This is a genomic window from Azospirillum sp. TSH58, assembly GCF_003119115.1.
GTDB lineage: Bacteria > Pseudomonadota > Alphaproteobacteria > Azospirillales > Azospirillaceae > Azospirillum.
Genome location: NZ_CP022363.1, coordinates 493,584 through 505,619 on the forward strand (window position 1 = coordinate 493,584; position 12,036 = coordinate 505,619).

Sequence of the window (12,036 nt, forward strand, 5' to 3'; positions counted from 1 at the left end):
GCGCCGCGGCGGCGGCACCGAAAGCCGCCTTGCGCAGCCAAGGATGGCGGCGATGCGGACAAAAAGAAGCCCGCCTCCGAAATCAGTCCATCCATTGACTCGGGTCAATCCGCCGGAACCGGACCGGGCGTAGCCTCCCTCCAGGTATTGCAAGGAGGTATGACATGGAGACGATGGTCTTTCTGGTGCTGGCGCTTCTGCTGACCGGCTTCCTGACGGCGCTGTCGGTGCTGGGCATGGCCACGCTGCACGCCACGGTGCGGGCCGTCGTTCCGCCGCGTCGTCCGATGGCCCCCGTCCGGGCCTCGTGACCGGGCGTCACGCCTGAGTCAGAGGGGGAGGGGGCCGTCGTTCTTGACCTCCTCCATCACCGCATAGGTGCGGGTTTCCCGGACGCCGGGCAGCGAGAGCAGCACATCCCCCAGGAACCGCCGGTAGGCCGCCATGTCGGCCACCCGCGTCTTCACCAGATAATCGAACCCGCCCGCCACCATGTGGCACTCCAGGACCTCCGGCGCGTGGCGGATGGCCTGGGCGAAGCGGTCGAACACGTCGGGCGTCGTCTTGTCGAGCAGCACCTCGACGAACACCATCAGCCCGAAACCCAGCCGGTGCGGATCGAGCCGCGCCGTGAACCCCGTGACATAGCCGTCCTTCAGCAACCGCCGCATCCGCTCGCCGGCGGTCGTGGCCGACAGGCCGACCCGCTCCGCCAGATCCACGGCGGAAATCCGCCCGTCCATCTGCAGAATCGCCAGGATGCGCCGGTCCGTCCGGTCAAGCTCCGTCATTTCCTCGCTCCATGCCGTCTTTAACCGTTGATATCGCGGTCCAGAGACGAAAACAACCGTGGAGACACGGCGAACTCCGCGATAATCTGCGGATGCCGCAGTGGAACAAGCAAAACAAAGCGAACACGGCGGTCTTGAGAAGACGAATTGGATCGGGTGAGAGACACCGTGACCTTCGACATTGACCCCAACGCTGCGGGCCCCAACGCTGCGGGCCCCAAAGCTGCGGACCCCAAAGCTGCGGATGGCGCCGGATCGGCGCCGGGCGGCGGTACGATCCTTCTGCTGGGTGCGGGACGCATGGGCGGCGCCATGCTGCGCGGCTGGCTGGCGCAGGGCGTGCCGGCCTCCGCCATTGCGGTCGCCGACCCCGGCCCCGCGCCGGACCTGATCGAGCTGGCCGCGCGGACCGGCGTCCGGCTGAACCCGGCGGACGGCACCGCGGTCGACACCCTCGTGGTCGCGGTCAAGCCGCAGATGGTGGAGAGCGCGGCGGCGGACGTGCAGGCGATGCTGACGCCGCACACGCTGGTGCTGTCGATCATGGCGGGCAAGACGCTGGCCGACCTGCGCCACTTGTTCCCGGCGGCGGGCAGCGTGGTGCGGGCGATGCCCAACCTCCCGGCGGCGGTCGGGCGCGGCGCCACCGTCGCGGTCGCCGAGGCGGGCTGCCCGGCCGACCGCCGGGAACGCGCCGCCTCCCTGCTGACCGCCGTGGGAAGCCTGGAATGGCTGGCCGACGAGGCGCTGGTGGACGCCGCCACGGCGCTGTCCGGCTCCGGCCCCGCCTATGTCTTCTATCTCGTGGAATGCCTGACCCGCGCCGGCGTCGAGGTGGGGTTGCCCGCCGACGTGTCGGAACGGCTGGCCCGCGCCACGGTCGAGGGGGCGGGGGCGCTGATGGGCGCCACCGGCCAGCCGGCGGCGGAACTGCGGGCCGGCGTGACCTCTCCCGGCGGGACCACGGCGGCGGGCCTTTCCAAGCTGATGGCCGATGACCACCTCCAGAGTCTGTTGAACGCGACCCTGCGCGCGGCGGCCCAGCGTGCCGCCGAACTGGGCGGAACCGGCCCGAAAGCCTGACCCGAAAGCCTGAGAAGCACACCCCTTTTCACCATCAGGGACCGGCTCGCCCCCGGCCTGCGGATTCGAGCGGACGACACCGATGAACAGCATGACCAACCCGACCGCCACCCGGGGCGCCACCCGGGCCGACACCCGGACCGTTGCCCCGTCCGCCGCCTCGCGTTCCGGCGGCGCGGCACCGTTCGCGGACTTCGCACCGCCCATCCGACCGGCGACCGAGCTGCGCGCCGCGATCACCGCCGCCTACCGCCGGCCCGAGCCGGAGTGCCTGCCCTTCCTGTTCGAGCAGGCCGCGCTGCCGCCCGGCATCGTCACCGCCGCCGCGGCCACCGCCCGCAAGCTGATCACCGCCCTGCGCGCCAAGCCGCGGGGCCGCGGCGTCGAGGGGCTGATCCACGAATACAGCCTGTCCAGCCAGGAGGGCATGGCGCTGATGTGTCTGGCGGAGGCGCTGCTGCGCATCCCCGACCACGCCACGCGCGACGCGCTGATCCGCGACAAGATCGCCGGCGGCGACTGGCAGGCGCATCTCGGCAAGGGCGGCTCGATGTTCGTCAACGCCGCCACCTGGGGCCTGCTGATCACCGGCAAGCTGACCTCGGCGGGCGGGGAGCAGGCGCTGTCCTCCGCCCTGACGCGCCTGATCGCGCGCGGCGGCGAGCCGCTGATCCGCCGCGGCGTCGATTTCGCCATGCGCATGATGGGCGAGCAGTTCGTCACCGGCCAGACCATCCAGGAGGCGCTGACCAACGCCCGCCCGATGGAGGCCGAGGGCTTCCGCTACTCCTACGACATGCTGGGCGAGGCGGCGCTGACGGCGGAGGACGCCGCGCGCTACTACGCCGACTACGAGAACGCCATCCACGCCATCGGCAAGGCGTCGGCGGGCCGCGGCGTCTATGAGGGGCCGGGCATCTCCATCAAGCTGTCGGCGATCCACCCCCGCTACTCCCGCGCCCAGGCCGACCGGGTGATGGACGAGCTGCTGCCGCGCGTGAAGGCGCTGGCGCTGCTCGCCAAGGGCTACGACATCGGCCTGAACATCGACGCCGAGGAGGCCGACCGGCTGGAGCTGTCGCTCGACCTGATGGAATCGCTCTGCTTCGACCCGGATCTGGCGGGCTGGAACGGCATCGGCTTCGTCGTCCAGGCCTACGGCAAGCGCTGCCCCTACGTCATCGACTTCCTGGTCGATCTGGCGCGGCGCAGCGGCCACCGGCTGATGATCCGGCTGGTCAAGGGCGCCTATTGGGACAGTGAGATCAAGCGCGCCCAGCTCGACGGGCTGCCCGATTTCCCGGTCTACACGCGCAAGGTCTACACCGACGTCTCCTACGTCGCCTGCGCGCGCAAGCTGCTGGCCGCGCCCGACGCGGTGTTCCCGCAGTTCGCCACCCACAACGCCCAGACTCTCGCCACCATCTACGAGATGGCCGGCAGCGACTTCCAGGTCGGCAAGTACGAGTTCCAGTGCCTGCACGGCATGGGCGAGCCGCTCTACAAGGAGGTCGTCGGCCCGCTGAAGCGGCCCTGCCGCATCTACGCGCCGGTCGGCACGCACGAGACGCTGCTGGCCTATCTGGTCCGTCGCCTGCTGGAGAACGGGGCCAACAGCTCCTTCGTCAACCGCATCGCCGACCCGGCGGTCCCGGTCGACGAGCTGGTCGCCGATCCCGTCGCGGTCGCCAAGGCCATCGCCCCGCTGGGCGCGCCGCACGCGCTGATCGCCCTGCCGCGGAACCTCTACGCGCCGGAGCGGGCCAACTCCGCCGGCATCGACCTGTCGGACGAGACGGAGCTGGCCAGCCTGTCGGCCGCCCTGTCGGCGAGCGCCGCGATGACCTGGACCGCCGCGCCGCTGCTGGCGGACGGGGAGCGGACGGGGCAGGCCCAGCCGGTGCGCAACCCCGCCGACCGCCGCGACGTGGTCGGCTCGGTGACCGAGGCCAGCGAGGCCCTGGTGGCGGAGACCTTCGGCCACGCCGTCGCCGCGGCACCCGCCTGGGCCACCACCCCGCCGGAGGAGCGCGCCGCCTGCCTGTTCCGCGCCGCCGACGCCATGCAGGAGCGGATGCCGACCCTGCTCGGCCTGATCGTCCGCGAGGCCGGCAAGTCGCTGCCCAACGCCATCGCCGAGGTGCGGGAGGCCATCGACTTCCTGCGCTACTACGGGGCGCAGGTGCGCGACCGCTTCGACAACGCCACCCATCGCCCGCTGGGGCCGGTGGTCTGCATCAGCCCGTGGAACTTCCCTCTCGCCATCTTCTCCGGCCAGATCGCCGCGGCGCTGGCCGCCGGCAACCCGGTGCTGGCGAAGCCGGCCGAGGAAACCCCGCTGATCGCCGCCGAGGCCGTGCGCATCCTGCACGCGGCGGGCATCCCCGCCGGGGCGCTCCAGCTTCTGCCCGGCGCGGGCGAGGTCGGCGCCGCCCTGGTCGGGCACGAGGCGGTGCGCGGCGTGATGTTCACCGGCTCCACCGAGGTGGCGCGGCTGATCCAGCGCCAGCTCGCCGGGCGCCTGCTGCCGGACGGCGCGCCGATCCCGCTGATCGCCGAGACCGGCGGCCAGAACGCCATGATCGTCGACAGCTCCGCGCTGGCCGAGCAGGTGGTGGGCGACGTGATCGCGTCGGCCTTCGACAGCGCCGGCCAGCGCTGCTCCGCCCTGCGCATCCTCTGCCTGCAGGAGGACGTGGCCGACCGCACGCTCGCCATGCTGAAGGGCGCCATGCGCGAGCTGCGCATCGGCAACCCGGACCGGCTGGCCGTCGATGTCGGCCCGGTCATCAGCGATGAGGCCCGCGCCACCATCGCCGGCCACATCGAAGCGATGCGCGCCAAGGGCCGCAATGTGGAGTTCCTGCCGCTGCCCGCCGAGACGGCGGAGGGCACCTTCGTCGCCCCGACCGTGATCGAGATCGGCGGCATCCATGAGCTTGAGCGGGAGGTCTTCGGCCCGGTCCTGCACGTCGTCCGCTTCCACCGCGACGATCTGGACGCCCTGGTCGACTCCATCAACGCGACGGGCTACGGCCTCACCTTCGGCCTGCACACCCGCATCGACGCGACCATCGAGCGGGTGACCGCGCGGATCGGCGCGGGCAACGTCTACGTCAACCGCAACACCATCGGCGCGGTGGTCGGGGTGCAGCCCTTCGGCGGCCACGGCCTGTCGGGCACCGGCCCCAAGGCGGGCGGTCCGCTCTACCTCTCCCGCCTGCTGAGCCGCCGTCCCAAGGGCTGGCTGGAGTTCCGCGGGCCGGACGCGGCGCGCGCGGCGGGGCAGGCCTATGGCGAGTGGCTGCGCGCCAAGGGCTTCACGGCGGAGGCGTCGCGCTGCGCCGGCTATGCGGCGCGCAGCGCCATCGGCGGCGGCGCGGAGCTGAACGGCCCGGTGGGCGAGCGCAACCTCTATGAGCTGCACGGGCGGGGCCGCGTCCTGCTGCTGCCGCAGACGCGGACGGGCCTGCTGCTCCAGCTCGGCGCGGTCCTGGCGACGGGCAACAGCGCCGCGGTGGACGCCCCGCCGGAGCTGGCCGAGCTGCTGCGCGGCCTGCCGCCGGCCCTGGCCGCGCGGGTGCGGACGACGGCGGATTGGCGGGACGTCGGGCCGCTCGCCGCGGTTCTGGTGGAGGGCGACCGCGAGCGCGTGACCGCCATCAACCGGCGCGTCGCGGAGCTTCCCGGCCCGATCCTGCTGGTGCAGGCGGCGAGCGCCGAGGCGCTGGCGGCGGGACGGGGCGAAGGCTACGACCTCGACCTGCTGCTGAACGAGCGGTCGATCAGCGTCAACACCGCGGCGGCCGGCGGCAACGCCAGCCTCGTCGCGATGAGCTGACGGGGCGAAAAGGACGGGCTGCGGGGTGGGCGGTACGCCGCCTACCCCCCAACCTCCCGTTCGATCACCAGTTCCTCGTCGTCGATGCGCAGGAAGGACCCGACCTCCAGGTCACCACGCGCGATGGCATCGTTGATGATGATCTGCGCTTCCGCGAGTGTGATCGTCCGGTCATCAAAGAAAACCGGCCCGTCGGCGTGACGGATGATCCTGAACGTTGCGGTGGTCATCCGGCTATTCTCCTTCGGCAATGCCCTTTTGATAACCGATGCGCGGCGCATTCGTCGCGACCCCGCCGATGCTCCCGCACCGGAGCGGCCATGGACCGAAACGCAAGGTGCGTCAATGACCGGAATGTTCTATTTGCGGATAGTTGACCGGACGCGAACCAACGGGTAGCCAAGAGGTTTGGGGGCACCGCAGCGCAGGAGGATCATCAGGGTGAAAGACGACGCCGAACTCATCCGCCATCCGTTTTCCGAACCGCCGGACAATGGAACGGTCCGGGAGGTGGCGCCGAGTGTGCTGTGGCTGCGCCTGCCGCTGCCCTACGCGCTGGACCACGTCAACCTCTACCTCTTCGAGGAAGGGGACGGCTGGGCGCTGTTCGACACCGGGCTGGGCGACGACGTCAGCCGCGAGTGCTGGGACCGGCTGCTGCGCGGCGCGCTGGGCGGCAAGCCGATCGTCCGGCTGGTGGTCAGCCATTTCCACCCCGACCATGTCGGTCTGGCCGGCTGGCTGCACGAGCGTTTCGCCCCGCCGCTGCACATGACGCAGAGCGAGTATTTCTACGCCAAGCTTCTGCAACAGGGGCGTGATCCCCAGACGCTGGAGGCGCAGGACGCCTTCTACCAGTCCGGGGGCCTGTCGCCCGACGAGATCCAGCAGATGCTGAAGCGCGGCCTCAGCTACCTCAACCGCACGACCGGGCTGGCCCCCAGCTTCGAGCGGATGATCCCCGGCCAGACCATGCGGCTGGGCGGGCGCGACTGGCGCATCCTGACCGGCGGCGGCCATTCGCCGGAGCAGGCGATGCTCTATTGCGCCGCCGACCGGCTGTTCCTGGCCGCCGATCAGGTCATCGCCCGCATTTCCCCCAACGTCAGCGTCTCGGCGATGCAGCCCAAGGCCGACCCGCTGGGGCTCTACCTGTCGTCGCTGGCGGCGATCCGCGAGGAGGTGGCGGCGGACTCGCTGGTCCTGTCCGGCCATCGGCTGCCCTTCTACGGGCTGGACCACCGCACCCGCGCGCTGGAAGCCCACCACGCCGACCGCTGCGCGCAGATCGCCGAGGCCTGCCGCGCCAAGCCGCTGAGCTGCAAGGAACTGGTGCCGGTGCTGTTCCGCCGGGCGCTGGATTCCCACCAGCTGAGCTTCGCCTTCGGCGAGGCGCTGGCCCACCTGAACCACATGGTCGGGCGCGGGGAGCTGCGCACCGAGACGCGCGCCGACGGTGTTCTGGCCTACCACAGCGCCTAAAGCGAACATCCGTTCGCTTTAGACTCACATCGCCTCACTCGCCGGCGGGCTTCGGCCGCATGTGCGGCCGGGACCGCCATCGCGGTCCAAAGCGGATTGCAATCCGCATTAACCGCGCCGGAGCCGCCTCACCGGCAGACGCGGTACGGCCCCATGTCGAGGTGGAAGTGGTCGCGGTGGGCCTCGTTGTAGTCGGGGCCCAGCACCGCGCGGAAGACGTCGCAGGCGCCGTCGCGCACCTCGCGCAGGAAGGCGCCCTTCCGCCCGTCCTGCGATGTCCAGTCGCCGGGCAGGGCGATGCTGGTCCCGTCGGCCAGCGTGAATCCGGCGATGTCGAGGGCGTTGGCGGTGGCGTGCTCGCTGCGGCGCCCCTCCGCCCGGCCATAGACGTTGCGGCAGGCGTAGCTTCCCAGATGCCGCACCCGCGTCACGCGCTGGCCGAAATGCCGCTGCGCCGCGGGCTGGAGCGTGTGCGTCTCGAACAGCATCCAGGCGGCGGCGAGCGGGCAGGTGACGGTGAAGCCGCTGTTGAAGGCCACCGCTGAGCGGCTGACCTGCACCGCGTCGGTCAGGCCGCAACCCTCGCCCGATTGCCGGTCCGTCACCGGACTGAAACGCAGGCCCGCGGCGCCCAGGACGGCGTGGCACTGCCGGGGCGCGCCCTCCAGCCGGGACAGCTTGAGGCGGGTCAGCAGGTTCGGCACATCCCCGATGTCCAGCGGGGCCCAGGGATCATAGCGGGGCGGAACCGTCACCACGCCCGTGCCCACCATCGCCGCTCCGCCCAGGGCGGCGAGAAGCAGAAGCGCCGCCGTCCAGCGGAAGAACCGTCCCATGCGTCTGCCGTCTCTCCCCGTTGCGGTGCCGCAGGCTGAACGCTTGGCACGGGCGCGCGGCTCCCCCGGAACGTATTCCCCCTAATTGCTTATGAACCGGCGCTGGGGGCGGACTGTTGTCCAAGCGGCGGTTCATCCGTTCGTGCAATTGGACGGAGCGTGACTTCCATGCCACAGTTCAAGCATTACCCTTCGTCACGTGGTGAGGGAGAGGCCCATGTCCGATGCTCACGATGAAGTCTTGGCCATGCAGGGCCGGACCGAACGCGCGAATTCCACCATCCCGCTCACCGCTTCCTCCGCGCTGGCCTCCGCCGCGGCGCTGTTCCGGAAGATCGAGACGCCCCCGCCTCCCCCCGCCGAGGAGTGGATCGTCGGCGACGCCGGAGCCTTCGGCATCGGCGCCTACGGCCGCCTGCCGACCGCGGCGCCGGCGGCGTCGGTGGCGCCGGAGCTGCTGGCGCGGCGGGAGTTGGCGGCACGGCTCGACGGCGGGATGGCCGAGGACACCGCCGGCTGAGGAAACGGCAGACTGAGGAAACGGCAGACTGAGGCGCAAGCGTCGGCTCAGCCGTCCTTGCGGTAGAGGTCCACCAGCGCCGTGAGGACGGCGGGATCGTCGTAGCGGCCCAGGAACAGGTCGCCGATGGCCCGGCGCAGCAGGATGCTGATCCGGGCGCGGGCGCGGCCATGGACGGCGCCCTCCAGCCGGCGGCAGCGGTTGCACAGCAGGCGGACCCGTTCGACGGCCGAGCGGGTGATGCGCAGCGCCTCGACGCTGACCAGGATGTCGGTGGTGGCGGCGTATTCGGTGGCCTCCGGCCAGGGGACGCGGCGGCCGCGAGCGTCGCGCCACGTCTCGTCCGCCCCGTCGTACCAGCGCCCGTCGGGCAGGCAGCGCACGACGACCCCGTCGGGCCGCCCGCAGCAGCGGCAGCGCAGGTTTCCCGAGGTCTCCCCCACACGCACCGGGTCGAGATAGGGCGCGCGGATCTGCATCCGGCTCCCGGCGCGTGTCTGCCTGCCCCGCATCGGCTGTCCCATTCCCTGGCTTGAGATCCCCGTCCGGGGAGAAGTCCCCGGCGGGACGGGGACCATGACACGGAACGGCCGGTTCCGCGCGTGACTTCTGCGCGGATCAGGCCGCGAAGGGCATCAGGAACAGCGTGACTGAGGCCAGCGTGAAAGCGGCCATGGAGCGGCGCCCCACGGCGACGGCGGCCTCGTCCTGCCCGCTCTCCTCCAGGCGCAGCGCCAGGAAGCCCTGGGCCATGCCCGACGCGAAGGTGATGATGTGGATGATCGCGAGGCCGGGCAGCGCGTCCAGCCCCAGCAGCAGGGTGACCGCGCCCAGCACCATGCCGTTGAAGGCGGCCTGCCGCAGGATCGGTTCCCAATGCTCGCGGGCGATGAAGGTTTCGACCATGTCCAGCGGATGGCCGTTCCGCTCGTCCGGATCGGTGTACAGGCTCATGGCTGGGCTCCACAGGCTGGTGGGGCTCCGCCCGACAAGGTTTCCGGGCGGTGCGGTGTCAGGATCGGCGGATGCTGTCCGCCATCTTCTTGGCGACGGTCAGCAGATCGCCGTCGGCCTTGTTGCCGGTGACGGTGTAGGCGACCAGCCCGGCCCGCCAGTAAACGAGCCGCAGGCTGTCCTGCACGACGGTGTGCAGGGTGCCGTCCTGCGCCGGGCCTCCGGACGCGACGAACAGGGTCAGCAATTCGCCGTCCGGCTCCCTGTAGAGAAACTGGAGAGCGGTGCCATGGTTCCACGGCACGATGCTGGCCCGGATCAGGGTCAGTTCGGGACCGATGGCGGGAAGCGCCACCGTCATGCCGCGCCCCTCCGGCAGCGGCACCTGGGCGGTCTGGGCCGGAGCCGGCGTGGCGTCCATCTGGGGTGGCGACGGCCGCAGCGTGTTGAGCGCGACGGCCTTGGAATGCGCCTCCGCCGCCTCGTCCGCGAAGGCGGGGACGTCGTCGACCTCGCCGGCCAGCTGCGGTCCGGCGGCCCCGCCCGACTGCACCCACACGGTCAGGCTCCATCCCCCCATGACCAGCAGCATCGCGGCGGCCAGCGGGGCGACCCGCCGGGTGAAGCGGTCCATGTCCAGGCGCCAGCGCAGGCGCCCGGCCAGCGTTTCGGTCTCCTGCACCGAAACGGCGGCCATCATGTCCAGGCCGAGCTTCAGCATCTCCTGCTGGTGCCGGTATTCGTGCAGCTTGGCGGCCAGGGCCGGGTTGGCGGCGAGCTGCGCCTCGAAGGCGGCGCGGCGGGCCGGCTCCATCTCGCCGTCCATGTAGAGATGCAGGTCGGCGTCCTGGTTGAGGCTGATGGGATCACCGCCCATGGCTCACCTCACCGCCCGCAGGGCGGTCTGGGCGCGATCCCGGTGGCCCATCTCCACCCGCAGCGCCTCCCGCCCGCGGGCCAGCCGCGACATCAGCGTGCCGAGCGGGATGTCCAGCTGACGGGCGGCCTCCTGGTAGCTCATCCCCTCCACGGCGACGAGGGTCAGGACGCGCCGCTGTTCGTCGGGAAGGGTGGAGAAGGCCTCGATGGTCCGCATCAGCTCCACATGGTCGGGCTGGTTGGGCGGCATCTGCCCGTAGGCCATCGCCTCGATGGCCGAGGCGCCGCGCGCCCGCACCTGCTCCCGCCGCACGCCGTTGACGTGGACGTTGTGCAGGATGCCGAACAGCCAGGACCGCAGGTCGCCGTTGGGGCGGAAGGTCCGGGATCCGGAGATGGCGCGCACCAGCGTCTCCTGCACGAGATCCTCCGCATCGTCGCGGTTGCGCGCCAGCGCGAGGGCGTAGCGGCGCAGGGAGCGCAGTTGATTCGACAGTTGATCGCGCAGGCTGAACGTCACGTCTCCACCCCGTGGACTGGATTTTCCCGAATTCCTGCTCCGTTTTCGTTTCGGGAGGGCCTTTTAATCCCGGGGCGGGACGCTTTCCGCGGTCAGTCGTCGTCGCGGTCGCGGGTCGGCCGGTGCAGCGAGCCGTCGGCGAGGATGATCTCGCTGGCCACCAGCCCGCCCTTGCGGACACGTCCGGTGACGGTGATGGGGGCGCCCGGCTGGACGCCCTCCGGCAGGAAGCCGCGCATCGTGACATCCGTCCGGCCGCTCCCATCCTGAACGGTCATCCAGGTCACGCCCACCGCGGCGACCGACCCGGAGACGGTGCCGCCCCCGGCCCGCAGCACCTCGGCGACCGGCTGCGGCGAGGCGGCCTGAACCGTGTGGTGCCGCTCGCCGGCGTCGGCGGGGCCGGACAGCAGAAGGGCGGCGAAGGCCGCGGCCAGGACGGGGGCGGCCAGGGCGGGAGTGGCGAGAACGGGAGTGGCGAGAACGGGAGTGGCGAGAACGGGAGTGGCGAGAACGGGAGTGGCGAGAACGGGGAGGGTGGTGGAATGGCGCATGATCCTGTCTCCATCGCAAGGGGCGGGTGGTCCGCCCGGTCGAAAGGGATCATGGCAAGGCGCGGCTGAGCCTCGCCTGAACGGCGCGTTCAAGCGCGGTTCAGAATGGCCGATCACAATCCGCTTGATCGCCGCGGGACGGCCCATAAATTAGAAACACCTTATTTAGAGGGCGGATGAGGCCCATGCGATCCACTGAGCCATCCACCCAGCCATCCACCCAGCCATCCAACGAACCGCCGCTCGACCCCGCCGAGCTGGAAGCGCGGGCGGCCGAGGCGGAATCCTTCCTGCGCTCCATCGCCAGCCGCCACCGGCTGATGATCCTGTGCAGCCTGCTGGACGGGGAGATGCCGGTGGGCGACCTCGCGCGGCGGCTCGGCCTGTCGCAGTCGAACCTGTCCCAGCATCTCGCCAAGCTGCGGGACGAGGGGCTGGTCGCCACCCGGCGCGACGGCACCTCGATCCACTACCGCATCGGATCGGACCGGGTGCGCCCGATCCTGCTGGAGCTGTACCGCCAGTTCTGCGTCGGCGCGCGCTGCGTGGCCGGCGCGGACCCGGCGCCCTGAAACA

Annotated in this window: 14 protein-coding genes; 6 read left to right on the top strand and 8 right to left on the bottom strand. The window is 71.2% G+C overall.

All coding sequences use genetic code 11. From position 1 onward, the window contains the following. The first annotated feature begins 164 nt into the window (after positions 1 to 164). The gene (locus TSH58p_RS33530; protein ID WP_199230053.1) at positions 165 to 311 is read left to right on the top strand and encodes a hypothetical protein; all 147 of its coding nucleotides are present in this window, start codon (positions 165 to 167) and stop codon (positions 309 to 311) included. A gap of 18 nt (positions 312 to 329) precedes the next feature. Here the strand turns inward: TSH58p_RS33530 and TSH58p_RS02065 are convergent, their stop codons facing one another. Then, entirely contained in the window at positions 330 to 791 is a 462-nt protein-coding gene (locus TSH58p_RS02065) for an Lrp/AsnC ligand binding domain-containing protein (protein ID WP_035679469.1), read from the bottom strand. 300 nt (positions 792 to 1,091) lie between these two features. Between TSH58p_RS02065 and proC the strand changes: the two genes are divergently transcribed. Next, a complete protein-coding gene (gene proC, locus TSH58p_RS02070) occupies positions 1,092 to 1,874 on the top strand; it encodes a pyrroline-5-carboxylate reductase (protein WP_247873892.1) in 783 nt (260 codons plus the stop codon). Between the two features lie 82 nt (positions 1,875 to 1,956). Next, positions 1,957 to 5,715, top strand: a complete 3,759-nt coding sequence (gene putA / locus TSH58p_RS02075; RefSeq protein WP_109068777.1) for a trifunctional transcriptional regulator/proline dehydrogenase/L-glutamate gamma-semialdehyde dehydrogenase — start codon at positions 1,957 to 1,959, stop codon at positions 5,713 to 5,715. A 41-nt stretch (positions 5,716 to 5,756) separates the two neighbouring features. Here putA and TSH58p_RS02080 read toward each other — a convergent pair whose 3' ends face one another. After that, positions 5,757 to 5,945 carry a hypothetical protein gene (locus TSH58p_RS02080; RefSeq protein WP_109068776.1) on the bottom strand — a complete coding sequence of 63 codons (189 nt, stop codon included), beginning with the start codon at positions 5,943 to 5,945 and terminating at the stop codon, positions 5,757 to 5,759. Between the two features lie 211 nt (positions 5,946 to 6,156). On the opposite strand from TSH58p_RS02080, the gene TSH58p_RS02085 reads away from it, so the two are divergent. Next, positions 6,157 to 7,197: an MBL fold metallo-hydrolase gene (locus tag TSH58p_RS02085; RefSeq protein WP_109068775.1), complete on the top strand. Its 1,041-nt coding sequence runs from the start codon at positions 6,157 to 6,159 to the stop codon at positions 7,195 to 7,197. 128 nt (positions 7,198 to 7,325) lie between these two features. On the opposite strand, the gene TSH58p_RS02090 is transcribed toward TSH58p_RS02085, so the two are convergent. Beyond that, positions 7,326 to 8,033, bottom strand: a complete 708-nt coding sequence (locus TSH58p_RS02090; RefSeq protein WP_109068774.1) for an extensin family protein — start codon at positions 8,031 to 8,033, stop codon at positions 7,326 to 7,328. A 217-nt stretch (positions 8,034 to 8,250) separates the two neighbouring features. Between TSH58p_RS02090 and TSH58p_RS02095 the strand changes: the two genes are divergently transcribed. After that, the gene (locus tag TSH58p_RS02095; RefSeq protein ID WP_109068773.1) at positions 8,251 to 8,553 is read left to right on the top strand and encodes a hypothetical protein; all 303 of its coding nucleotides are present in this window, start codon (positions 8,251 to 8,253) and stop codon (positions 8,551 to 8,553) included. Positions 8,554 to 8,600: 47 nt separating this feature from the next. On the opposite strand, the gene TSH58p_RS02100 is transcribed toward TSH58p_RS02095, so the two are convergent. The 5 genes from TSH58p_RS02100 to TSH58p_RS02120 all read right to left on the bottom strand — a co-directional run bounded on the left by TSH58p_RS02100 (position 8,601) and on the right by TSH58p_RS02120 (position 11,460). Further along, entirely contained in the window at positions 8,601 to 9,032 is a 432-nt protein-coding gene (locus tag TSH58p_RS02100; protein ID WP_109068772.1) for a hypothetical protein, read from the bottom strand. A 139-nt stretch (positions 9,033 to 9,171) separates the two neighbouring features. Beyond that, positions 9,172 to 9,507 (bottom strand): hypothetical protein, encoded by a 336-nt coding sequence (locus tag TSH58p_RS02105; protein ID WP_109068771.1) that lies wholly within the window; start codon positions 9,505 to 9,507, stop codon positions 9,172 to 9,174. Between the two features lie 58 nt (positions 9,508 to 9,565). Then, positions 9,566 to 10,384, bottom strand: coding sequence for an anti-sigma factor (locus TSH58p_RS02110; RefSeq protein WP_109068770.1), 819 nt, complete (start codon positions 10,382 to 10,384; stop codon positions 9,566 to 9,568). A 3-nt stretch (positions 10,385 to 10,387) separates the two neighbouring features. Then, positions 10,388 to 10,906, bottom strand: coding sequence for a sigma-70 family RNA polymerase sigma factor (locus TSH58p_RS02115; RefSeq protein ID WP_109068769.1), 519 nt, complete (start codon positions 10,904 to 10,906; stop codon positions 10,388 to 10,390). Positions 10,907 to 10,998: 92 nt separating this feature from the next. Further along, positions 10,999 to 11,460, bottom strand: a complete 462-nt coding sequence (locus TSH58p_RS02120; RefSeq protein WP_247873891.1) for an OB-fold nucleic acid binding domain-containing protein — start codon at positions 11,458 to 11,460, stop codon at positions 10,999 to 11,001. 185 nt (positions 11,461 to 11,645) lie between these two features. Here TSH58p_RS02120 and TSH58p_RS02125 point away from each other — a divergent pair, with 185 nt between their 5' ends. Then, positions 11,646 to 12,032, top strand: coding sequence for a helix-turn-helix transcriptional regulator (locus TSH58p_RS02125; protein WP_199230052.1), 387 nt, complete (start codon positions 11,646 to 11,648; stop codon positions 12,030 to 12,032). Positions 12,033 to 12,036: the final 4 nt, after the last annotated feature.

What these genes read in the sequence shown, in the direction of transcription:
- TSH58p_RS33530 (WP_199230053.1), top strand. Translation starts at nt 165, where the DNA reads ATGGAGACGATGGTCTTTCTGGTGCTGGCGCTTCTGCTGACCGGCTTC.
- TSH58p_RS02065 (WP_035679469.1), bottom strand. Translation starts at nt 791, where the DNA reads ATGACGGAGCTTGACCGGACGGACCGGCGCATCCTGGCGATTCTGCAG.
- proC (WP_247873892.1), top strand. Translation starts at nt 1,092, where the DNA reads ATGGGCGGCGCCATGCTGCGCGGCTGGCTGGCGCAGGGCGTGCCGGCC.
- putA (WP_109068777.1), top strand. Translation starts at nt 1,957, where the DNA reads ATGAACAGCATGACCAACCCGACCGCCACCCGGGGCGCCACCCGGGCC.
- TSH58p_RS02080 (WP_109068776.1), bottom strand. Translation starts at nt 5,945, where the DNA reads ATGACCACCGCAACGTTCAGGATCATCCGTCACGCCGACGGGCCGGTT.
- TSH58p_RS02090 (WP_109068774.1), bottom strand. Translation starts at nt 8,033, where the DNA reads ATGGGACGGTTCTTCCGCTGGACGGCGGCGCTTCTGCTTCTCGCCGCC.
- TSH58p_RS02095 (WP_109068773.1), top strand. Translation starts at nt 8,251, where the DNA reads ATGTCCGATGCTCACGATGAAGTCTTGGCCATGCAGGGCCGGACCGAA.
- TSH58p_RS02100 (WP_109068772.1), bottom strand. Translation starts at nt 9,032, where the DNA reads ATGCAGATCCGCGCGCCCTATCTCGACCCGGTGCGTGTGGGGGAGACC.
- TSH58p_RS02105 (WP_109068771.1), bottom strand. Translation starts at nt 9,507, where the DNA reads ATGAGCCTGTACACCGATCCGGACGAGCGGAACGGCCATCCGCTGGAC.
- TSH58p_RS02110 (WP_109068770.1), bottom strand. Translation starts at nt 10,384, where the DNA reads ATGGGCGGTGATCCCATCAGCCTCAACCAGGACGCCGACCTGCATCTC.
- TSH58p_RS02120 (WP_247873891.1), bottom strand. Translation starts at nt 11,460, where the DNA reads ATGCGCCATTCCACCACCCTCCCCGTTCTCGCCACTCCCGTTCTCGCC.
- TSH58p_RS02125 (WP_199230052.1), top strand. Translation starts at nt 11,646, where the DNA reads ATGCGATCCACTGAGCCATCCACCCAGCCATCCACCCAGCCATCCAAC.